At 63.5% G+C, this 19,091-nt stretch carries 19 protein-coding genes; 9 read left to right on the forward strand and 10 right to left on the reverse strand.

All coding sequences use genetic code 11. From position 1 onward, the window contains the following. Positions 1–31 precede the first annotated feature (31 nt). Genes CH266_RS13950 through CH266_RS13965 form a run of 4 tightly spaced genes read right to left on the reverse strand, consistent with a single transcriptional unit; the run spans position 32 to position 4,904 of the window. Positions 32–1,621 (reverse strand): regulator, encoded by a 1,590-nt coding sequence (locus tag CH266_RS13950; RefSeq protein WP_094715450.1) that lies wholly within the window; start codon positions 1,619–1,621, stop codon positions 32–34. A gap of 8 nt (positions 1,622–1,629) precedes the next feature. Next, entirely contained in the window at positions 1,630–2,343 is a 714-nt protein-coding gene (locus CH266_RS13955) for a cysteine hydrolase family protein (protein ID WP_094715451.1), read from the reverse strand. Next, complete coding sequence (gene atzF / locus CH266_RS13960; RefSeq protein ID WP_094715452.1) at positions 2,340–4,172, reverse strand: allophanate hydrolase; 1,833 nt, start codon at positions 4,170–4,172, stop codon at positions 2,340–2,342. The genes CH266_RS13955 and atzF overlap by 4 nt, the downstream gene beginning before the upstream one ends. Positions 4,173–4,229: 57 nt before the next feature. Continuing rightward, on the reverse strand, positions 4,230–4,904 hold the full coding sequence (locus tag CH266_RS13965) for a GntR family transcriptional regulator (RefSeq protein WP_094715453.1): 675 nt from the start codon (positions 4,902–4,904) through the stop codon (positions 4,230–4,232). 102 nt (positions 4,905–5,006) lie between these two features. On the opposite strand from CH266_RS13965, the gene CH266_RS13970 reads away from it, so the two are divergent. Next, positions 5,007–5,303 (forward strand): DUF503 domain-containing protein, encoded by a 297-nt coding sequence (locus tag CH266_RS13970; protein WP_027497180.1) that lies wholly within the window; start codon positions 5,007–5,009, stop codon positions 5,301–5,303. A gap of 41 nt (positions 5,304–5,344) precedes the next feature. Here the strand turns inward: CH266_RS13970 and CH266_RS13975 are convergent, their stop codons facing one another. Further along, positions 5,345–5,908, reverse strand: coding sequence for a dihydrofolate reductase family protein (locus CH266_RS13975; protein WP_032384317.1), 564 nt, complete (start codon positions 5,906–5,908; stop codon positions 5,345–5,347). A gap of 102 nt (positions 5,909–6,010) precedes the next feature. Here CH266_RS13975 and CH266_RS13980 point away from each other — a divergent pair, with 102 nt between their 5' ends. From CH266_RS13980 to CH266_RS13995, 4 genes are all read left to right on the forward strand, one after another. Then, positions 6,011–6,313 carry a hypothetical protein gene (locus tag CH266_RS13980; RefSeq protein WP_094665102.1) on the forward strand — a complete coding sequence of 101 codons (303 nt, stop codon included), beginning with the start codon at positions 6,011–6,013 and terminating at the stop codon, positions 6,311–6,313. A gap of 48 nt (positions 6,314–6,361) precedes the next feature. Next, the gene (locus tag CH266_RS13985; RefSeq protein ID WP_032408239.1) at positions 6,362–6,790 is read left to right on the forward strand and encodes a hypothetical protein; all 429 of its coding nucleotides are present in this window, start codon (positions 6,362–6,364) and stop codon (positions 6,788–6,790) included. Further along, positions 6,787–7,098: a transcriptional regulator gene (locus tag CH266_RS13990; RefSeq protein ID WP_094715454.1), complete on the forward strand. Its 312-nt coding sequence runs from the start codon at positions 6,787–6,789 to the stop codon at positions 7,096–7,098. The genes CH266_RS13985 and CH266_RS13990 overlap by 4 nt, the downstream gene beginning before the upstream one ends. Before the next feature lie 87 nt (positions 7,099–7,185). Then, complete coding sequence (locus tag CH266_RS13995; RefSeq protein WP_094715455.1) at positions 7,186–7,605, forward strand: VOC family protein; 420 nt, start codon at positions 7,186–7,188, stop codon at positions 7,603–7,605. Between the two features lie 24 nt (positions 7,606–7,629). Here the strand turns inward: CH266_RS13995 and CH266_RS14000 are convergent, their stop codons facing one another. The 4 genes from CH266_RS14000 to CH266_RS14015 all read right to left on the reverse strand — a co-directional run bounded on the left by CH266_RS14000 (position 7,630) and on the right by CH266_RS14015 (position 12,504). After that, positions 7,630–8,901: an MFS transporter gene (locus CH266_RS14000; protein ID WP_094715545.1), complete on the reverse strand. Its 1,272-nt coding sequence runs from the start codon at positions 8,899–8,901 to the stop codon at positions 7,630–7,632. Positions 8,902–8,914: 13 nt separating this feature from the next. Further along, on the reverse strand, positions 8,915–9,547 hold the full coding sequence (locus tag CH266_RS14005) for a GyrI-like domain-containing protein (RefSeq protein ID WP_094715546.1): 633 nt from the start codon (positions 9,545–9,547) through the stop codon (positions 8,915–8,917). A gap of 107 nt (positions 9,548–9,654) precedes the next feature. Continuing rightward, complete coding sequence (locus CH266_RS14010) at positions 9,655–11,199, reverse strand: alanine/glycine:cation symporter family protein (protein WP_032370587.1); 1,545 nt, start codon at positions 11,197–11,199, stop codon at positions 9,655–9,657. An 87-nt stretch (positions 11,200–11,286) separates the two neighbouring features. Beyond that, a complete protein-coding gene (locus CH266_RS14015; RefSeq protein ID WP_255175906.1) occupies positions 11,287–12,504 on the reverse strand; it encodes an EAL domain-containing protein in 1,218 nt (405 codons plus the stop codon). A gap of 169 nt (positions 12,505–12,673) precedes the next feature. On the opposite strand from CH266_RS14015, the gene CH266_RS14020 reads away from it, so the two are divergent. The 4 genes from CH266_RS14020 to CH266_RS14035 all read left to right on the forward strand — a co-directional run bounded on the left by CH266_RS14020 (position 12,674) and on the right by CH266_RS14035 (position 18,694). Continuing rightward, a complete protein-coding gene (locus CH266_RS14020; protein WP_094715457.1) occupies positions 12,674–14,014 on the forward strand; it encodes a serine/threonine-protein kinase in 1,341 nt (446 codons plus the stop codon). Beyond that, the gene (locus tag CH266_RS14025; protein WP_369597413.1) at positions 13,902–15,389 is read left to right on the forward strand and encodes a flavin monoamine oxidase family protein; all 1,488 of its coding nucleotides are present in this window, start codon (positions 13,902–13,904) and stop codon (positions 15,387–15,389) included. Before CH266_RS14020 ends, CH266_RS14025 begins: the two co-directional genes overlap by 113 nt. A gap of 157 nt (positions 15,390–15,546) precedes the next feature. Next, positions 15,547–17,610: an AMP-binding protein gene (locus tag CH266_RS14030; RefSeq protein ID WP_094715458.1), complete on the forward strand. Its 2,064-nt coding sequence runs from the start codon at positions 15,547–15,549 to the stop codon at positions 17,608–17,610. A gap of 415 nt (positions 17,611–18,025) precedes the next feature. Further along, entirely contained in the window at positions 18,026–18,694 is a 669-nt protein-coding gene (locus CH266_RS14035) for a response regulator (protein ID WP_032387389.1), read from the forward strand. A 7-nt stretch (positions 18,695–18,701) separates the two neighbouring features. Here the strand turns inward: CH266_RS14035 and CH266_RS14040 are convergent, their stop codons facing one another. Then, positions 18,702–19,070 (reverse strand): response regulator, encoded by a 369-nt coding sequence (locus CH266_RS14040; RefSeq protein WP_230591247.1) that lies wholly within the window; start codon positions 19,068–19,070, stop codon positions 18,702–18,704. Positions 19,071–19,091: the final 21 nt, after the last annotated feature.

Consider the following 19,091-nt stretch of genomic DNA (forward strand, 5'->3'; position numbering starts at 1 on the left):
GATGCGGGCGCTACGGCCCGCATCGGGAGCGCTACTCCCCCGACTCGCCGACCGGTTGCGGCTCACCCGTCGTCTTCGGAGTGGGTGACAGCCGGGAGTACATCAGACAGACGAGACCGAAGAAGAAGTAGCCCAGTGCCACTTGCGGATTGGCGGCCCACGCCACCTCGTGTGAATGGATCAAGCCGACCCAGGACAGCGCCGCTGCCACCCCACTCGCGGCGGCAGCGGCGAGAAAACGTTTGTCGAGAACGAATGTGACGATGGTGCCCAGCATCAGCCCGGCCAGAACCGCGCCGGATCCGAACGTCTTCAGACCGTCGTACACGACGCCCGCCTGCCCCAGTGCCTCGCTCCCGACTTGCGTGGCCGACGTGCCTGCAGCACTGAGCGCATTGTCGATCAGGCCCACCGCCCATTCCGCGAGGTTGGGTAGCAGCGCCACGACCACCGCGATGGCATGGAGCTTCGGAACGGATTGAAATGCCTGCGCACCGATCAGCAGGCCGATGTACAGCAGAATCGGGACGATCGCGGGTATCGGCAACAGGGTTGCCAGTAGTCCGAAGAGCCCGAGAAAGCACATGAGGCCGACTGCGACGCCCGACGCGAGCGAGTACCCGGTTCGTCCGCCCGCGTCCTTCCAGCCCGGATGGCCGATGTAGACCGCAGGCGGGAACGGCGATCCGAAGGCGGAGCCGACGATCGCCCCGAATCCGTCGGCGAGCAGCACACTGCGGAGGTTGTAGTTGTCGCCCGCGGCGGATGCGCTTTCGACGTTGCTCATCGCCTCGGTGAAGTTGTACACCCCCAATGGAATTGCGGTAGCAAGCAGCGGGGCCAGATTGCCGAGACCGTCGAGAAGCAGATCGAGGCGCAGATCGGGTAGACCGAGTGCAATGTTGCTCGCCGCCTCGGTCACGTCCGGCACGGACATGTACCCACCGATCCAGCCGATCGCCGTCCCCACCAACAGCGCGGCGAGACCGACCGGGATGTTGCCGGGCAGCTTCACGTCCGTGAAGAAGCCGATCAGAATGATGGCGAGAACGGGCAACCCGATCCAGGCCGCCTCCCACATCTGAGCGGCCGGACGCATCGCGATGAACGTGATGGAAATTCCGGCGAGAGTGCCGAGCATCGCGGCGCGCGGGGTGATCCTGCGGATGTACGGCCCGACGAACGCGCCGATCATGACGATGATGCCGATCATGAACGCCCACGCCAACCCCGCCGCCCACGCCTGCACCGCGTCGCCTGTTGTGAGATAGACCGGCAGCATGACCACGAACACCACGATGAACATGTGTGGAACGCTCGGACCGTAGGGCAGCGCTGTGACATCGGTTCTGTTCTCGCGCTTGGCCAATCGGCGAGCGAGCACCATGTAGTACAGGTTTCCGAGGATCAGAGCGATCCCGAGCGCAGGGAGCAGAGTCCCGAGGACGTCGTCTCCGGGAATGCCGACCACTGCGATGCTGAGCGTGGTCAGCGTGAGCACGTTGACGAGAATGTTGAAGCCGAGTCCGAAGAACGCGTTGGTGTCGCCCTTCGTCCACCACGAGAGACCGAAGGAAGACGACGGGTCGGCAGCGGGTGAGTCTTTCACGTCCATGGTCATGTTCGGTCCTATCGAGTCGCCGAGGTGGAAACGAATGCGCCGAGCGCAGAAGCGACGTCCTGCGACGACGCGGTCCAACCGAAGATCCCGCCCTGAGCCGAGATCATGTCGAGGCCCACACGGTGGAACTCGGGGAAATACGAACCGACACAATCGGTCACCACGAGGCACTCGTACCCGCGATCGTTGGCTTCCCGAACGGTGGTGTGCACGCAGACCTCGGTCGTCACCCCGGCGACGAGCAACGTGGTGATTCCGGCGGCCACCAGGACCTCGGAGAGTTCGGTGGCGTAGAAAGCGCCTTTGCCCGGCTTGTCGATGACGGTCTCACCGACGATCGGAGTCAATTCGTCGATGATGTCGTGACCGTACTCACCTCGAATCAGTATGCGGCCGAACGCTCCTGGATCGCCGATGCGCTGTGCGGGGCTTCCGCGACGCAGCTTGGCCGGTGGACAGTCGGATAGGTCCGGCAGATGGCCCTCCCTTGTGTGGATCACCGGTATGCCCGCCTCTCGGGCTGCTGCGACGAGGCCGACGAGTGGTTCGACCACGCGTCGCAAGAGGCCGACGTCGTTGCCGAGGCTCTCTCCGAACCCTCCGGGCAGCAGAAAGTCCCGTTGCATGTCGATGACCAGCAGTGTCGTCGTCGCGGCGTCGATGGTGAACTCCGATGGCGAGGCGGATGGAACGGTGGATCGGTTTCTGTACGACTGGGTCATGAAGTCTCCTGTGCTGCAATCGGACTGTGGTGCGTCGAAGCAATCGCCCGGGAATACGCGCGCCAGCCACCGAACTCGCTGATGTCGTCGACGGTGTGACGCTCAGCACCGGCCTGCACAGTCGCGTCGCAGACATAGCCGAGAACGTCGGAACCGTCGGCCAGTTGCACTCGTCCCAGAGCGAGCACAGCCGGCAGTCTGCCCGCGAGTACAGCCAGAGAGGCGACGGGCAGACGCCACCTCTCCACGTCTATTGCACTGCCGTCGAACGGAACTCGCAGCAGGCCGGGGGTCGGATCGGCGGTCCCGATCCGAAGTAGTGTGTAGGTCGGTGCCGTGGTGGTCGCTTCCACCAGAGATCCGCCCAATTCGAGCAACTGATAATTGGCCCGCTCCCCCGACAGATGGTGCCCGGCAACAGCGATGTCGATCGTGTCGTCGACAGATCGGTCGGGTATGCGTGCGGGCCCGGCGCTGCGTCCCTCGCCGAGCAACCTGGCCGCAACCGCGAGAACGGTGTCGTCAGACAATGCCGGGCCGATCACCATGAGGCTGACCGGTCGGCCGTCTTCGGTGAGCCCGGAGGGAACGGCCACGGCCGTCAGGTCGAGAAGGTTCCCGAAGTGGGTGTAATGGCCGAGCACGGTATTGCAGCGGATGGGATCGGCCAGCACTTCCGGGACGGTGAAGGTGGTGCCGATGGTCGGCACGATCATCACGTCCATCGACGTCCACAGTGTCGCTACTCGGGCCCGGAGTCGCTGCAGGGTCGCCAGCGCGCGAAATGCATCGACCGCACTGTACTGTCGCCCTCCCTGCAAGATCTCGCGAACCACGGGCACGATCGAATTCGGCTTCTCGGTGAGGAACTCGTCGAATTCCACGAGTCGCTCGGCGACCCATGGACCTTGGTACAGCAACGAACCGGCATCGAGAAACGGTGTCAGATCGACTGTCGTGGTGCGTAATTCGAACTCGGTCAACGATTGTCGTGCGGCCGCATGCGCATCGGCCATTGCCCCGTCACCGAAGAAATCCAGCTGCTCGAGGTTCGGTAGTCCGACCGTGATCTCGTGGCCGTCGTATCGGTGCCCTCGCGGACGTGACCAGCCGTCGTCCGGGTCCTCACGACACATCACGTCGAAGACCAGATCGAGGTCCTCGACGGACAAGGCCATCAACGTGATGCAATCCAGCGATTTGCACGCGGGCACGAGCCCGACGGTGCTGATCAGCCCACGCGAGGGTTTCCATCCGACAATTCCGTTGAGCGCGGCCGGTACTCGACCGGATCCGGCGGTGTCGGTGGCCACGCAGAACGGCACCTGTCCCAGAGCGACCGCCACTGCAGATCCAGAACTCGAACCGCCCGAGATCATGTCGTTTCCGTATACGCTGCGCGGAATCGTGTGCGGTGTCCGAGTGCCGTTCAGGCCCGTCGCGAACTGATCGAGGCTGGTCTTGCCGACGAAAATTGCGCCGGCGTCGAGCAACGCCTGAATTGCGGGTGCCGTCGTATCCGGCGTGTAGGCGTAGTCGGGACAGGCCAGGGTGGTCGGATACCCCGATACATCGATGCTGTCCTTGACTCCGAAAGGAATGCCGTACAGCGGAAGCGACCATGCGTCGGGCGACGCTTCGAGGACTTCGGCCACCGCTCGCAGTTCGTCACGGTCGACAACGGTGATCCACGTCCCGTCGTCGCCGCGCGACGCCACGGCGTCCGAGAAGTCTTCGACGACGTTCGTGGGAGTCGCTGCGCCGGTCCGGTACGCCTCCAACATCCGAGCGACGGACGGACCGAGGGCCGGGACGAGGTCTGAAGTCATACCGTCGATTGTCGACAGTTTCGTGTTTCTGCAGGTTGTCGACGTGTTTCGAGTCTGTTAGGAAATGCTCTCGAGATGCAGGTAGGTCAATTCGCCGTGTTGCTTCAGCGCAGCGAGCGCCACCCCTACGTCGTTGGATTCGATTGCTTCGAGCAACCATTCGTGACGCCGGATCCCATCCACCGGATTGGCGACTCGAGCTTCTTCCCTCAGATTACGAGCCATGGGCAGCTGCAGCTTCAGCAGGATCGGCGCGTATGCCAGATCCAGTTGACGGCTGCCGGCGAGCGCCACGATGGCCTCGTGGAAGCGACGATGGGCGTCGTCCTTTCCCAGCGTGTCCCCTCGGACATCGGCCTCGCGCATCTCGTCGAGAGCCGCGCGTACCGGAGCGAACACCTCGAGGGACGGCGAAGTACAGGGCAGAGCGCGTCCGATCGCGTGACGCTCGAGGACTTGACGCAACTCGAACAGCTCGAGTATGTCTTCCGCCGACCACACGGTCACCCGAAACCCGCGGCGCGGAAGGTGTTCGACGAGACCTTGCTGAGCCAACAGCCGTAGCGCTTCTCGCACCGGTGCCCGGCTGATGCCGAGGCGCGCGCACAGGGTTTCTTCGACCACCCGCGAGCCAGGTTCCAGAGCGCCGCTGAGTACCTCGGATCGCACCTGACGGGTCGCCATTTCGACAAGGCTGGGCGGTAGGGGTCCCGGTCCCGTCGGTGCGGCCATGACGTCAGTCTACGAACACGACCGCCGAACAGCGCGCTACCGCTCCGCTGCAGAATAAATTCAGCGCGCTTGGGGCCGCGACGGCAGTACAGTCGTAACCCTATGTGGATCGGATGGATAGAACTGGATTTCTTGTTGGGCGACGTGCACTCTCTGAAGGAGAAGCGCTCGGTGATTCGGCCCGTGATCTCGGAGCTGCATCGAAAATTCGCGGTGTCGGTCGCCGAAACCGACCATCGCGACCTGCACAGACGGGCCGAAATCGGAGCGTCGGTGGTAGCCGGCGACCTCGACCACGTGACCGACATCCTGGACCGGGTCGAGCGGATGGCGGCGTCCCGACCGGAGCTTCACCTCGTAGCCGTTCGGCGGCGCACCCTGAAGAGCGACGACATCTGAATCGCGCACTGTCGACGAATCCGCGTCATCGACGGTTACGGTCATCGACGGACGTCGAACACCTGCTTCTGGATGCCGTTCCCGTACACCTCATGCTCCACCAGATCCAGGTGAGTCGTGGCCTTGTCGCTGGAGCTGAACAGCCGCTTGCCCGCGCCGAGCAGCATCGGGAAGACCAACAGGTGGTAGCGGTCGACGAGACCGGCATCGGCGAGGCTGCGACCCAGCGTCGCGCTACCGTGCACCGAGATCGGCCCACCTTCGGTCTTCCTGAGTTCGGCGACGTCGTCGATGCTGCGCAGAATGGTTGCCGGCCAACGGTCGTCGCTGCGCTCCAATGTCGTCGACACCACGTATCTGGGCATCGAGTTGTATCCGGCGAAATCGTCCATCGTGGGCCACACGGGAGCGAACGCCTCGTAGGAGGTACGCCCCAGCAGCATGGCCGTGGCCTCGTCCTGCTCGCGGCCCTTGATCTCGTACGCCGCTGGATCGAACTCGATGTCCTTGAACGTCCACCCCGCGTTGCGGTAGCCGACTTCCCCACCCGGCCCCTCCATGACGCCGTCGAGCGAAACGAACGCGGTCACGATCACGGTGCGCATGGCAATCCTCGGTTCGGTGTGAGGCAGAAGCGGAACAGGTGCCGGAATCGTAAACCACGCGTCGAACCGACGACAGGCAGTGTCGGGTGGCAAGGTGGTCTCATGGCCGAGCACGTGGAACGCACCGAAGACGGTCACTATGTCGTCATCAAGGGTCGACGGTGGCGCGCGACCGATCCCGACATTCCCGAGGATCGCAACGCCGAATTGCGCTCGATCCTCATGGCGTGGCGCAGAGACGTCAAACGCACCTCCGGTGCCACAGAGTCTCGCGCGGGCGTTCAGGCCGCCAAAGTCGCCCTGGGAGAACGAGGTACGCCGTGGTGGGAACAATCCCCGGACGAGCGACGGGCCCGCTGGGAGGCCGAGGTGCCGCGGCCGACCGATACCGATCTCGAGAACTGATCACACAATTCGTTGCCATATCGGAAACTATCCAATACGGTTTCCGATATGGAAAGCATCGATAAGCCCACCTCGTCCGAAGCTCGAACGACTCTCGACGACATCGACCGCGTGCAACGCGCCGTGCGCGACACTCCGTGGCCGGTCTGGTTGTACGCCGTCAACGCAGTGCTCATCGGTGCGTTGGCACTCACGCCACTGCTCACCGACTCCCACCGCACTGTCGCCCTGCTGATTCTGGCCGCGGCCATTGTGGCAACGAACGTGATCACCGGGTACCGAATGGGCACACCGTGGGCGCTGCCTACCAGCCGTGGATTTCTGGCGTCGGTCGCACTGTCCGTTGCTTTCGTGGTGGTGGCACTGGCATTCGCGCAGCCATCCCTGCCGAGCTGGACGCTGGTGCTCCTCGCTACAGCAGCGACGGCGACCTACTCGTTCGGTTCGATCGCTCACTACCGGAGCACACACCGATGACGGACGATCTGGATCCGATCATTCATCCGGCAAACCGGCTGCGGATCTGCGCGCTGCTGGCGGCAGGTACGACGCTCGAGCTCGCCGTCGTGAAGGAACACAGTGGATTGAGCGCATCGGCGCTGAGCAAGCAGGTGGCGGCCCTGGTCGACGCCGGCTACGTGGATCAGCAGAGATCACGCACCGACTCGCGGCGGATGTGGCTGTCGCTGACGAGGGAGGGTAGAACCGCCTACCGCCGCCATGTGGCTGCCCTCCGCGCCATTCTCGCCGAGGCCGAGGCGAGCCCATCCGAGCCTGGGCGGTGAGTTCTCCCCCAGCTTCGTGTCTACTTTTTCGACGGATGAAGCCGATGCAGCCCGCACCGGTCGTTCGATTCGAGAAGGAGTCCCGCCATGCCCACACTCAGTCCGTACCTGTCGTTCCGTGACAATGCGCGCACCGCTATGGAGTTCTACCGCACGGTCTTCGGTGGAGAGCTCACGCTGACCACGTTCGGCGAGGGCATGGCCACCGACGATTCATCCGAGAAGAACCTGATCATGCACGGCCAGTTGACAACTCCCAGCGGATTCACACTGATGGGGGCCGACACCCCGTCGTCGATGGAACACATACCCGGAAACACGATGAGCGTCTCGCTCTTCGGTACCGAGCACGAGGAATTGACGGGCTATTGGAACGCGCTGGCCGTCGACGCACAATTCACGATGGGTCTCGACGCAGCACCGTGGGGTGACACATTCGGCATGCTCACCGACAAGTTCGGTGTGCAGTGGATGGTGAACATCTCCGGCTCGGTCGCCGAAAGCTGAGCGACCGAGGAGCAGTGGGTGCCTTCAGTGGGTGCGCGATTCGACTGAGATGACCTCGTGCAGCCCGACGGGCCCCCAGCCCCTGTCGAGCGCCACGATCAGTACCGCGCAACCGACCGCGGACAGCACCAGTGCGGAACCGAACAACGCGGTGTAACCGAACACGTCGCCGATCACGCCCGCCGTAAGTCCGGACGCACCCTGCGCAAAGACGATTGCGCAGGCCATCAGTGTGTAATCGCTTCCTGCATAACGTTTTTCCGATGCGTCCATCATCAGCGCGAAAACGGCAACGGTTGCCGCGCCGCCCAGCACGTGTTCGGTGACGTTGGCCGCGACCAGGAGCGGAAACCCGCCGATGCCGAACGATGCCACTACATACAACGCAAGACTGAGGGTTTGGGCGATTCCGCCGACCAGCAGAGCCTGACGACGTCCGAAGCGAAAGGACAACCACGCGCCGAGCGCAGCACCTCCAAGTGCTGCCACCGACGACAGGCCGCCCTCGACCAGGGCGATCTGAGTCAAGGTCAGTCCGTTGTCCGAAAGGAACGGGCCGACCAGCGCCGAGCCCATCGAGTTTCCGAATTTGAAGCCGACGATGAGAAAAATGAACGCGACCATGCCAGGCCTGCGCAATCGGGACCACCAGGCCACAGCAAGTCGCGCCGGACCCTCGGACTCGGGCTGCCGGTCGGTGTCCACGTCTGCCGCGGCCAGTTGCTTGTTCATGAACCAGACCGGGGCCGTCGCCAACAGGATAAGCAATGCCATTGCAACGAAGAGCACCTGCCATCCGGCAAAGCTGAACAGCCACAACAGCACTCCCCCGCCGCACACCATACCTACCCGGTACGCGCCCACTTGCAGACCGTTACCCAGGCCGCGTTGCGACACCGTCAACGTGCGAACCGCTATCCCATCCGTTGCGATATCCTGGGTGGCCGACAGCGCGTTGATGACAAAGATTCCGACGAACAGCCAGCGCAACGTCGACGACAGATCGAGAAAAGACAGTGCGAGCGCCACCAGCGCGGCGGACACCTGCAGGGACAGAAGCCACCGCCGCCTCGACCCGTAACGATCGACGTACGGTGCCCACAGAAATTTCAGCGCCCACGGCAGAAACAACACCCCGGTTGCACTGATTTTCACCAACGAGAAACCCGACTCTCGAAGCACGACGGGCAGGGCCTGCGTGAAGAAGCCGAACGGCAGCCCCTGAGCGAAGTACAGGGCCCCGAGCAAAGTGAGGGTGCCGACGGTGAACGACGCCGGACGCACCGCATTGGTCATGCCGGTCATCGTGTCAGAGCGAGGCCTCGTCCGCCGAGTACCGCACCGGTTGCCGAAGAATGGTGCGCAGCTTCGCCGGTTCGACCCGTCGTGGGTCACTGAGATAGATCTCGTGATGCCGGCCGGTCATCGTCAGCCCGGCCTGCGGGATGTAGTGGTGGTGCATCTCGTCGAGCACGGCGGCCTCGTCGTCGTAGGAACCGATGTGCAGAGTTTGCACGCACAGGCCCTCGTCGAGGGTGTCGAAGCGCATTCCGGCACGTTGGTCCGAACGGTTCTCGGATGCGTCGACCCCTACGGCGTGCTCGAACATCGTGTGGTCGATCCAGTCGGGCACCATGATCATCACAGTCCAGAGCCAGTTCGACTTGTCCCGGCGCGTGGTGAAGGCCGCCATGTTGGGCGCCCACCACAAGGCTTCGAGCGGTGGGACGACGTAGTCACGCTCCAGGTCGTTCTTACTGATGAATTTCAGCCGATACGCAACGGGGAACAGCGTGGATACAGCATCGGCATATTCCGGCGCGGTGTTCGGATCCCCGTGGCCGTCGATCATCAAGTATTTCGTCGGTGGCACGGTCAGAATTCGAAACACGTTGCGCCGTGCCGAATACGAGTCGAGGGTCTTCTTGAAATCCGTCTTCATGCCCTCATCTCCTGCCGACTGCGGGTCAGTGTACCGACCACTCCGGGCTGGGGTGCCGTGGTGAACGCTGCCCTGTTCGGAAGCAGTTGGTCGGTCGACCGACACTGTCACAGCTCGGCGTCGACTGCCTTCGATTCGCCCCGACGCACTGCCATGTAGTCGGACAGTTCCCGTTTGACGACCGGCAGCAGCAAGTAGAGGCCCGAGATGTTGACCAACGCCAGGAGGAACAGCGTGGCGTCGGCGAAGTCGAGCACCGAGCCGAGCGACAGTACGGTGCCGATGACGGTGAAGGTGCAGAACATGAGGTTGAAGAAATTACGCGACAACCGGCTGCGACCGAACAACGATGTCCAGGCCTGTAGTCCGTAGTACGCCCAGGTGATCGCCGTGGACAACGCGAACAGTGCCACAGCGAGAGTGAGTACGTACGGGAACCACGGCAGGACGGTCTCGAAGGCGTCGGAGGTGAGCGTGACGCCGCCCGCCGGCAACTCACCGGTTTCGGCAACTATGGCGCGCTGGTCCTGCCAGGACACAGTATTGGCGATCACGATGGTCAGGGCCGTCGCCGTGCAGATGACCACAGTGTCGATGAAGGGCTCGAGCATTGCCACGAATCCTTCGGTGACCGGATGTCTGGTCTTGACGGCCGAGTGAGCAATGGAAGCCGATCCCAACCCGGCCTCGTTGGAGAAGGCCGCGCGCTGGAATCCGATGATCATCACTCCGAGTACTCCGCCTGCCACGCCCTCGGGTGAGAACGCGCCGTCGAAGATGGCACCGAACGCCGTCGGAACGGACCGGAAGTTCACGGCGATGACGACGCCGCACGCGACGACATAGACCAACGCCATGGAAGGAACGAGTTTTGCGGTGACGGCCGAAATGGACTTCATGCCGCCGATGATGACCAGGCCGATGATGAGTGCGATCACGAGTCCGAACACTGCCTTCGCACCGTCCGAGCCGAGGAAGCCTTCGTCGCCACCGGTGACCGAGCGGACCTGCGCGTACGTCTGATTGGCCTGAAACATGTTGCCGCCACTGATGGCGAAGAACGTGATGATGACGGCGTAGAAGACAGCCATCACCTTCCCGACCTTCGCAAGACCTCGCTCGGCGAGTCCCTTGGTGAGGTACTTCATCGGCCCGCCCGAGACGGTGCCGTCCTCGTTGATATCCCGATATTTCACGCCGAGGGTGCACTCGACGAACTTCGAGGCCATTCCCAGCAGTCCAGCGAGGATCATCCACAAGGTCGCCCCCGGTCCACCCAGCGTGACTGCCACCGCCACACCTGCAATGTTCCCCAGTCCCACGGTTCCGGACACTGCGGCCGTGAGAGCCCGGAAGTGGCTGACTTCTCCTGGTGCATCGGCTTCGTCTTCTTTGCCGCTCACCAGGATCAGAGATCGCTTGATACCGCGGAACTGAATGAACTTGAACGTGACGGTGAAGACGACGGCACCCAGAATCAGCCACAGAACGATCAGTGGAACTGCGGCACCACCGATGTTCACGGTGAAGAACACGAAGCTGGAGACGGCGGCGGAGATCGGATCGAAAGCATTGTTGATCGCTGTCTCGATGGAACTGATCGTGCCTCCGTCCGCGGCCGAATAGTCGATGGCGAGACGGTGAAAACTCATGACGTCGAGTCAACATCATCCCGGGCACACGTCACGGTCTTTATCGAAAAACGGGCAAATAATTACATATTCTTGACTTGTAGTAGCTCATACACGGGTCCGAGCGGGCAATCGGCGGAGCAGAAGCGTCGCCGCATCGAGGACCATGTGTCGGTCGTAGGTCAGGCAGTAGTCGTACAACACGCTTCCGTCGTGGGCAGTTCCGCTCTCCACCGCGATGAGAGCAACGCTGGACATCGGTGCCACGATGACAATCGAGCGCTCCGACGCCAGTGGTTCGTCCTCGCCGACCGCAACGGTCCGAAACCGATGTTCACCCGGCATCGGCCGCGAGTCGAAGACGGCCACGAGAGACGTGCGCGCAGCGAGGTCGTCGAACAACGCGACACGCTCGGCGGTCGTCCCGGCCGACGCGTTCGTCGTCGCCAATACGACGGTCGACGCACCGGTGCCGTAGACACTGCGAAGCAGACCGTTCTCGATGTCGTCGAGAAGCCGTGCGTCAGCGCGCCGACGGGTTCCGAATCGATGGACCAGACCGTACGGCGTCACGGCAACAGGGGCCCGGACGGTTACGGCCGGCTCCAACTCGAGTGTGTTGGCCGTCCCGCCGGTGGCTCCGAAGGTGGGTAGACGAGTCGGAGCGCCGTACAAGTAGCCCTGGCCGAGAACCGCACCCATGTCGTGCGCAGTCGCTTCGTGCTGCTCCGTTTCGATTCCCTCGGCGAGCACCAGCGCACCGCTGCGTTCGGCCTCTGCGGCGACCGCGGACACCACGGACGCCGTGGCATAGCTCGAACGGCCCTGCACGAGAGACATATCCAGCTTGATCACGTCGGGCCGGAGCAGCGGAATCAGTGCCAGACTCGACGAGTCTGCACCCACATCGTCGAGCGCGACCCGCCATCCCAGGTCGCGGGCATGCTCTACCGCACGCAGCAGCCCGGAGGGGTCACCCATCAGATCTCGCTCGGTGATCTCGACGATGATCGACAACCGAGATGCCTCGGCCATCAATGGCAGGCACTCTCTCGGAGGTGGCGCGTCCAGGGCTGTGGGTTCCGCGTTGACGAACAACGCGAGTCCTTCGGGGAAACCGGCCTCGACAGCCCCGCTCAGGGCGCTGAGTCTGCACCGCCAGTCGAACTCGGCCGACTCGCCTCGATCGGCCGCCTCGCGCAGCAGCTGCGGCGGCGAGATCGTTTGCGCGTCGCCGCAGGTCCGCACCAGGGCTTCGTAACCCACGACAGCTCGGCCGTCCAATGCGACGATCGGCTGATAGGTCGACGTGATATCGATCGTCATCGGCGAAAATTGCGCGTGCGAGGCGTCACGATGCACAGGCGGACCTCCCTCGGTACCCCTCGACGGTCCCCACCCGGGGAACCATCATGCACGATGGTCGCCGGCCGCGCCTTCTTCCCTCGCCGACGGGCTATAGGGTTCTCGGAAGACTTCGAATCGGCGGTGAACAATGGTGGGTGCGAACTCCGACGATCACCTGTTCGCGGGCAGATATCGTCTGGGCAACGTCGTGGGGCGCGGCGGAATGGCAGATGTCGTTCGAGCCGACGACGACGTCCTCGGTAGGCCCGTTGCCGTGAAGATATTCCGTCAGGGTGAACCCACACATACCGATGCACGGATCGATGCCGAGATCAGGACGCTCGCGTCGCTGTCGCATCCTGGCCTGGTGACGTTGTACGACGCGGGTACCGCCCCCGACACCGGCGGCATCCGAGTGCCTTTTCTCGTGATGGAGTTCGTCGACGGCCCCACTCTGAACGGCTACCGCGCAGGCCGCGCACTACCGGGCGATGTCGTCGCCCGGATGGGACACGAGATTGCTCGAGCCCTTGCCTACATCCACCACCGCGGCGTCATCCACCGCGACATCAAACCGGCCAACATCCTGGTCGCCCGAGAGCCGGCGTCGGGCACGGGACACTGCGTCAAGCTCACCGATTTCGGTATCGCTCGCATCGTCGACGCCGACCGCCTCACCGAGCACGGCACCACCGTCGGCACCGCTCACTATCTCAGCCCGGAACAGGCGACGGGCACTTCTGCGGGGCCTGCAACCGATATCTACAGCCTCGGATTGGTTCTCATCGAATGTCTTACCGGCGCAATGGTGTTCGACGGCAGCGCGGTAGCCGCAGCCGTGGCGCGCTTGCACCGCGACCCCGAGGTACCCGAGCAACTCGGGCCCCAGTGGCATTCGCTGCTGACGACGATGACGGCCAGACATCCCGAACACAGGCCGACGGCGGACACCGTGGCCGACGCCTTACACAGTCTCTCCAGCGAACCGCCACCACCGCCGGCCACTGCGGTCCTGCCCGTCGCGAATTCGACAGCGGTTGTCGCCGAGCAGGATTCGGCCCCTCGACCAACGGAGGGTTCACGGCGTCGCGGTCTTGTCCCTGTGGCTGCGGCCGCACTGTTCGTCGCCGTCGCGTCGGCAATTGCCTGGATGGCAACCGGAACAGGCGACGCGCCGATCGAGACATCGCCGTCCACATCGGTCACCGCTCCGACCAGTCCGGCACCCGTGACGACGGCATCCGAGTCCTCGATGCCGGTTGTCTCGAACCTCCCCCAGGACGTGCCCGCCCCCGCCGTCGAACAGGTGCCCGCCGAGCCGCCACAACCTGCGGCTCCACCGCGAAACGGGAACAACGGCAACGGTAATGCGGGCAATGGCAACTCCGGCAACGGGAGTCCAGGCAACGGCAACGGCAACGGCAATTCAGGCAACGGGAACTCCGGCAACGGCAACCCCGGCAACGGCAACCCCGGCCGTGGGAACTGAGCATGTCGGCAACCAATGGAACGGACAGAGCATGACGCACGTCGACACCGTGGTGGTGGGAGCCGGCATTTCCGGTCTCACCGCAGCACGCATTCTGCACCGTGCGGGTCACCGTGTGGTCGTCCTCGAAGCCCGCGACCGCATCGGCGGACGAGTGCACACCCTGCGGACGGACGGACAGATTCTCGATGTCGGTGCGTCCTGGGTTCATGGAATCGACAACAATCCGCTGGCCGACGCGGTACAGGCTTTCGGCATTCCGACCAGCGAGTTCACGGTGGGGAGTTTTCAGCCGGACGGACGACCCATCGCGTACTACTCACCGAACGGACGGCGTCTGAGCGAGGACGAGGTTGCGAGCTTCGCGTCGGACGTACACGTCGTCGACGAGCTGCTGGCGGCGACCATAGCGACATCGACCCTGGGCACGTCGTACGGGGATGCCGTGAACAGCACCGTGAAACGGCTCGCATGGGATCCTGATCGAATCGAACGGGTCCGGGAGTTCCTGGGTCACCGGGCCGAGGAACAGCTGGGTGTCGACCAGGGGATGCTCGATGCGCACGGGTTGGACGACGACGCGATCGAGGGTGACGAGGTCGTGTTCCCCGAGGGGTACGACCGGCTCGCGGTCTGTCTGGCCGACGGGCTGGATGTACGACTCGGCCATGAAGTGACACGCATCGCGTGGGGATCGAACAGCTCCTCCGTCGAGACTCTCACCGAGACGTTCTCGGCCGACCACATCGTGGTGACGGTTCCGATCGGCGTCCTGAAGTCACCGACCTTGCTTATCGAACCGTCTCTTCCCCATCCGGTGTCGACTGCGCTGGACGGACTCGAGATGAACGCGTTCGAGAAGGTGTTCCTACAGTTCCCGCATGCATTCTGGGACGAGGACGTCTACGCGATTCGGCAGCAAGGGGAGGCCGGGCGTTGGTGGCACTCGTGGTATGACGTGACCGTGCCGCAGGGGTTGCCCACGCTGCTCACGTTTGCGGCGGGGCCGTGTGCGCAGACGATCCGGCAGTGGTCCGACGCACGTATTGCCGAGTCGGTGCTCGACGCGCTTCGTGGCCTCTACGGCAAACGCGTGATTTCCCCGCAGCGGGTGCATGTCACGCGATGGCAGGACGACCCGTTCTCCCGCGGTGCTTACTCGTACCCGGCAGTCGGCTCGCGACCGAGCGACCACGATGATCTGTCAACCCCGGTCGGCGGAGTTCTACACCTGGCCGGCGAGGCAACGTGGACGGACGATCCGTCGACGGTGACCGCGGCATTCCTGTCGGGACACCGAGCGGCGGAGCGAATCCTGGCCCGCACGGTTCCGTTCGACGAGATCTGGGGCGGCGGCGAACTTCGTCCCAATTAGACGGAGATTCGCGTTTCCTTCCCGAAACCGCGCACCGGGATTACTATGACGACTTCATCCAGGCGGATGACCCGTTACCGATGTGCGCTGCCATTCTTCTGGTCGGTGCCGATGTGGCAGCGGCGCTGTTCGACACGGCAAGGCACAGGGGTGGACCATGGTTTCCGACGTCATCGACTGCAGCACGGTCTTCGCACACGACGTCGAGCAAGTGTGCGGGGTGCTCAGTGCGGTCGAACTGTACCCGCGATATTTCCCCGGGCTCGGGTACTGCCTTCTCAGCGAGTCGGCGAACCGCTACACGTGCGGCGTCGGTGGGGTCGAACACGCACTCGAAGTCGTGGTGAACAGACGTAACCGGCCGATCATCACCGTCGAGCACGTCGAATCCGGCGGTTTCATCAGATTCACCCTCAGCGCGCGTTCACCGAGCGAGACCAAAATCGATGTGACGATCTTCAGAGCCGGCCTGGCCGGAACCTACTCGCCGCAACCCGAACACAATCGGGCAGTGGTCGAATGGGTCATGGGTGGCCTGAACAGGTTGGCCGAGTCCCTCTCCGGCGCAACGACATCGATCGTGTCCAACGCCGGCGATTCCCGGTCGCTACAGCTTGCGGTCCTCAAAACGATGATCGGTACCGGCGTCGTTCGTGCCGCGCGTCCTGATCGCGCATACCGGCAGCTGAACTCGCTGGCGAAATGGGGCTTCACCCTCGGCGGTGGCTTCGCGGCCGCCGCCGCCAAGTCACCGGACGAAATTGCCGTGATCGACGATCGCGGTACTCGCACGTTCGCAGAGATCCACCTGCGATCGCATCGGATAGCAGCAGGGTTCGCCGCATCCGGAATTCGCCCGGGAAGCACGGTAGGAGTTCTGGCCCGCAATCACACTGCCATGATCGAATGCGTCGTCGCCTGCGGCATGCTCGGTGTCGAGGTCGTACTTCTCAACACCGGCCTCGCGGCCCGCCAGATCGAGACCATCTCGAGTCGTCACCAGCTGCAAGCGTTGTTCGTCGACGACGAATTCGACAAGATGGTTCGCTACCTCCCCAACGACGTCCTCCGCGTCAGCCTGTCGGCTCATACCGTCGTCGCGGGCCGTCGCACTCTGGAGCATTTCGTCGCGGCTCCGTCCGCCACGTTCGACAGACCGCAACGGCCCGGATCCGTTGTCGTGCTGACCTCGGGCACCAGCGGGTCTCCCAAAGGTGCACTTCGCCCGACCCCACGCGGCTTCGGGACCGTCGCGGCCATGTTGTCCCGCATGCCACTTCGTATGAACGAGCGCATGCTGATCGCTGCGCCGATGTTCCACAGCTGGGGGCTGGCGGCGTTGCAGATCAGTACACCGCTGCGGGCAACCGTGGTTCTGCAGGATCGATTCGATCCGGAAGAGTGCTTGCGGGCAATCCAGACTCATCGGTGCACGTCGCTGATCGCCGTCCCGATCATGTTGCAGCGCATACTCGATCTACCCGAGTCCGTGCGATCACGCTACGACACGTCCAGCTTGAAAGTCGTCGCGTGCAGCGGTTCGGCGTTGACGGGGTCGACCGTCTCGCGGTTCATGGATGCGTTCGGAGATGTTCTGTACAACTTCTACGGTTCCACCGAGGTCTCGTGGGCGACCATCGCCACACCGCAGGATCTGCGTGCAGCTCCCACTACCGCGGGTCGGCCGCCGCTCGGCACGACCATCGCCGTACTCGACGCCGACGGCGCAGTGGTTCCGACCGGCACTCTGGGCCGGATATTCGTAGGTAACGACATGCTCTTCGACGGCTACACCAACGCCGAGCCTCCGTCGACTGCTTCGGCTCGCGGTGCAGCACTCATGGATACCGGGGACCTCGGGTACATCGATTGCAACGGGCGGCTCTTCGTGTGCGGGCGGGACGACGAGATGATCATCTCCGGCGGCGAGAACGTGTTTCCCGGGCCGGTGGAGGACGCCATCGCCAACCTTCCTCAGGTCGGCGAGGTAGCGGTGGTCGGCGTACCCGACAACGAGTACGGTCAGCGCCTCGCGGCGTTCGTCGTCGGTCGGGGTGCTGCAGGCCTCGACGCAGATATGGTGCGGGCCTACATCCGAAATCGACTGAGCCGGTTCTCGGTGCCGCGAGACATCACTTTCCTCGAAGAACTCCCCCGAACCGCGACCGGCAAAGTGATCAAGAGGATGCTGATCGAACCTCCCACGGCCGCCGGTATGTAAGCCGGTACGTCGACCTCCTCACCACCCCGCCTTCCGACTCCACCCCGAGAACTCTCAGTTGTTTGACTGTTCAGAATCTGAGACTATTTTGGGAGGAAGCGACACCCGTTCTGCGGGTGAGGGACGGAAGGGACGGAATGGCGATGTCGAGGTCATCGGATGAACCCCGTCAGGCTCGCGCCGCCCAGCCCGGGGATGCGTCGTCGTCCTTCCTGCAGTTGTTTTTCGAGGCAACCCGTGAGAACGGCCTCTCCCCCGGGCCGAGTCCGAACCGTGGAATCCACGACGACCGATCGAGCGACTGAAGAATCGCGAAACCGAGTCGACACTCGAAGCGCGCAATAGAGTCGAATGACTGATGACAGCTCACGACGCCGCAGCCGATACTTCGAACCCGACGGGTTCGAGGAGCGTGATGTCCCAGATACGAGTAGTCATCGCCGATGACGACGTGTTGCTGCGAGAAGGCCTGGCCAGTCTGCTCACCCAGGCGGGCCTCGATGTCGTGGGCCGGGCCGGTGACGCCGAGGAGTTACTGGCGTTGCTCGAGAAAGATCCACCGGACCTGGCGATCATCGACATCAGGATGCCGCCGACCTACACCGCCGAGGGGCTCGACGCGGCCGTGAAGATCCGCGACCGTTTCCCCGACGTCTCTCTGCTGCTCCTGTCTGCTCACGTCGAAGTCGATCACGCACTCGAACTGCTCGACAGCGCGAACAACACCGCCAAGGGTATGGGTTACCTGCTCAAGAGCCGTGTGACCGACATCGCCGACTTCGTCTCGACGATAGATCGGATCGCGGCAGGATCGTCGGTCATCGATCCTGCTCTTGTCTACGAACTGGTTGCGGCCAAGCGCCGAGGTGATCCCCTCGGCGCGTTGAGTTCTCGCGAACGGGACGTCTTGACCTTGATGGCCGAAGGGCTCTCCAACGCGGGCATAGGCAGACGCTTGTGGATCACCGAAGGAACCGTCGAGAAGCACGTCCGAAGCATCCTGACCAAGTTGGACCTGTCGGAAACGGCCGACGATCACCGTCGTGTGCGAGCGGTGATCCTGTATCTGGACACCATCGGGTGACCCGCCGTCAGGTGCCCAGCAGGGCTTCGATCGCGTTCGCCGACAGCTCGAATTTCGACAGGAAACCCAGGGCAGAACTGTTGTTCACCAGGTCTGCAAAGTCCTCCTCGTCGTGCGTCGACACGAGAATGACGGCAGGCGGAGGCGTCAGATCCTGGGCGTCGATCGCTTCGACCACGTCGAATCCACTGTCGGCACCCAAGTCGATATCGACCAGCACGAGATCGGGGTGGGTGGACAGCACTGCATCGATCGCCGAGGTGAGTGAGGTCGCGGTGCCGACCACCGACATCCCTGCCGATTCCAACAGTCGGCGTGCAGCGACACAGAAAGCGTCGCTGTCGTCGACGATCAGGCACTGCAGGCGGGAGGGCATCACTCTGTCGAGAGTGTCAGA

Origin of the sequence: Rhodococcus sp. 06-1474-1B, assembly GCF_002258885.1 — a bacterium.
Classification (GTDB): Bacteria; Actinomycetota; Actinomycetes; order Mycobacteriales; family Mycobacteriaceae; genus Rhodococcoides; species Rhodococcoides fascians.

Bases quoted from the DNA above. Each gene is read 5' to 3' on its own strand.
- CH266_RS13950 (WP_094715450.1), bottom strand. From the start codon at position 1,621: ATGACCATGGACGTGAAAGACTCACCCGCTGCCGACCCGTCGTCTTCC.
- CH266_RS13955 (WP_094715451.1), bottom strand. From the start codon at position 2,343: ATGACCCAGTCGTACAGAAACCGATCCACCGTTCCATCCGCCTCGCCA.
- atzF (WP_094715452.1), bottom strand. From the start codon at position 4,172: ATGACTTCAGACCTCGTCCCGGCCCTCGGTCCGTCCGTCGCTCGGATG.
- CH266_RS13965 (WP_094715453.1), bottom strand. From the start codon at position 4,904: ATGGCCGCACCGACGGGACCGGGACCCCTACCGCCCAGCCTTGTCGAA.
- CH266_RS13970 (WP_027497180.1), top strand. From the start codon at position 5,007: ATGTGGATCGGATGGATAGAACTGGATTTCTTGTTGGGCGACGTGCAC.
- CH266_RS13975 (WP_032384317.1), bottom strand. From the start codon at position 5,908: ATGCGCACCGTGATCGTGACCGCGTTCGTTTCGCTCGACGGCGTCATG.
- CH266_RS13980 (WP_094665102.1), top strand. From the start codon at position 6,011: ATGGCCGAGCACGTGGAACGCACCGAAGACGGTCACTATGTCGTCATC.
- CH266_RS13985 (WP_032408239.1), top strand. From the start codon at position 6,362: ATGGAAAGCATCGATAAGCCCACCTCGTCCGAAGCTCGAACGACTCTC.
- CH266_RS13990 (WP_094715454.1), top strand. From the start codon at position 6,787: ATGACGGACGATCTGGATCCGATCATTCATCCGGCAAACCGGCTGCGG.
- CH266_RS13995 (WP_094715455.1), top strand. From the start codon at position 7,186: ATGCCCACACTCAGTCCGTACCTGTCGTTCCGTGACAATGCGCGCACC.
- CH266_RS14000 (WP_094715545.1), bottom strand. From the start codon at position 8,901: ATGACCAATGCGGTGCGTCCGGCGTCGTTCACCGTCGGCACCCTCACT.
- CH266_RS14005 (WP_094715546.1), bottom strand. From the start codon at position 9,547: ATGAAGACGGATTTCAAGAAGACCCTCGACTCGTATTCGGCACGGCGC.
- CH266_RS14010 (WP_032370587.1), bottom strand. From the start codon at position 11,199: ATGAGTTTTCACCGTCTCGCCATCGACTATTCGGCCGCGGACGGAGGC.
- CH266_RS14015 (WP_255175906.1), bottom strand. From the start codon at position 12,504: ATGACGATCGATATCACGTCGACCTATCAGCCGATCGTCGCATTGGAC.
- CH266_RS14020 (WP_094715457.1), top strand. From the start codon at position 12,674: ATGGTGGGTGCGAACTCCGACGATCACCTGTTCGCGGGCAGATATCGT.
- CH266_RS14025 (WP_369597413.1), top strand. From the start codon at position 13,902: ATGGCAACTCCGGCAACGGGAGTCCAGGCAACGGCAACGGCAACGGCA.
- CH266_RS14030 (WP_094715458.1), top strand. From the start codon at position 15,547: ATGGTTTCCGACGTCATCGACTGCAGCACGGTCTTCGCACACGACGTC.
- CH266_RS14035 (WP_032387389.1), top strand. From the start codon at position 18,026: ATGTCCCAGATACGAGTAGTCATCGCCGATGACGACGTGTTGCTGCGA.
- CH266_RS14040 (WP_230591247.1), bottom strand. From the start codon at position 19,070: ATGCCCTCCCGCCTGCAGTGCCTGATCGTCGACGACAGCGACGCTTTC.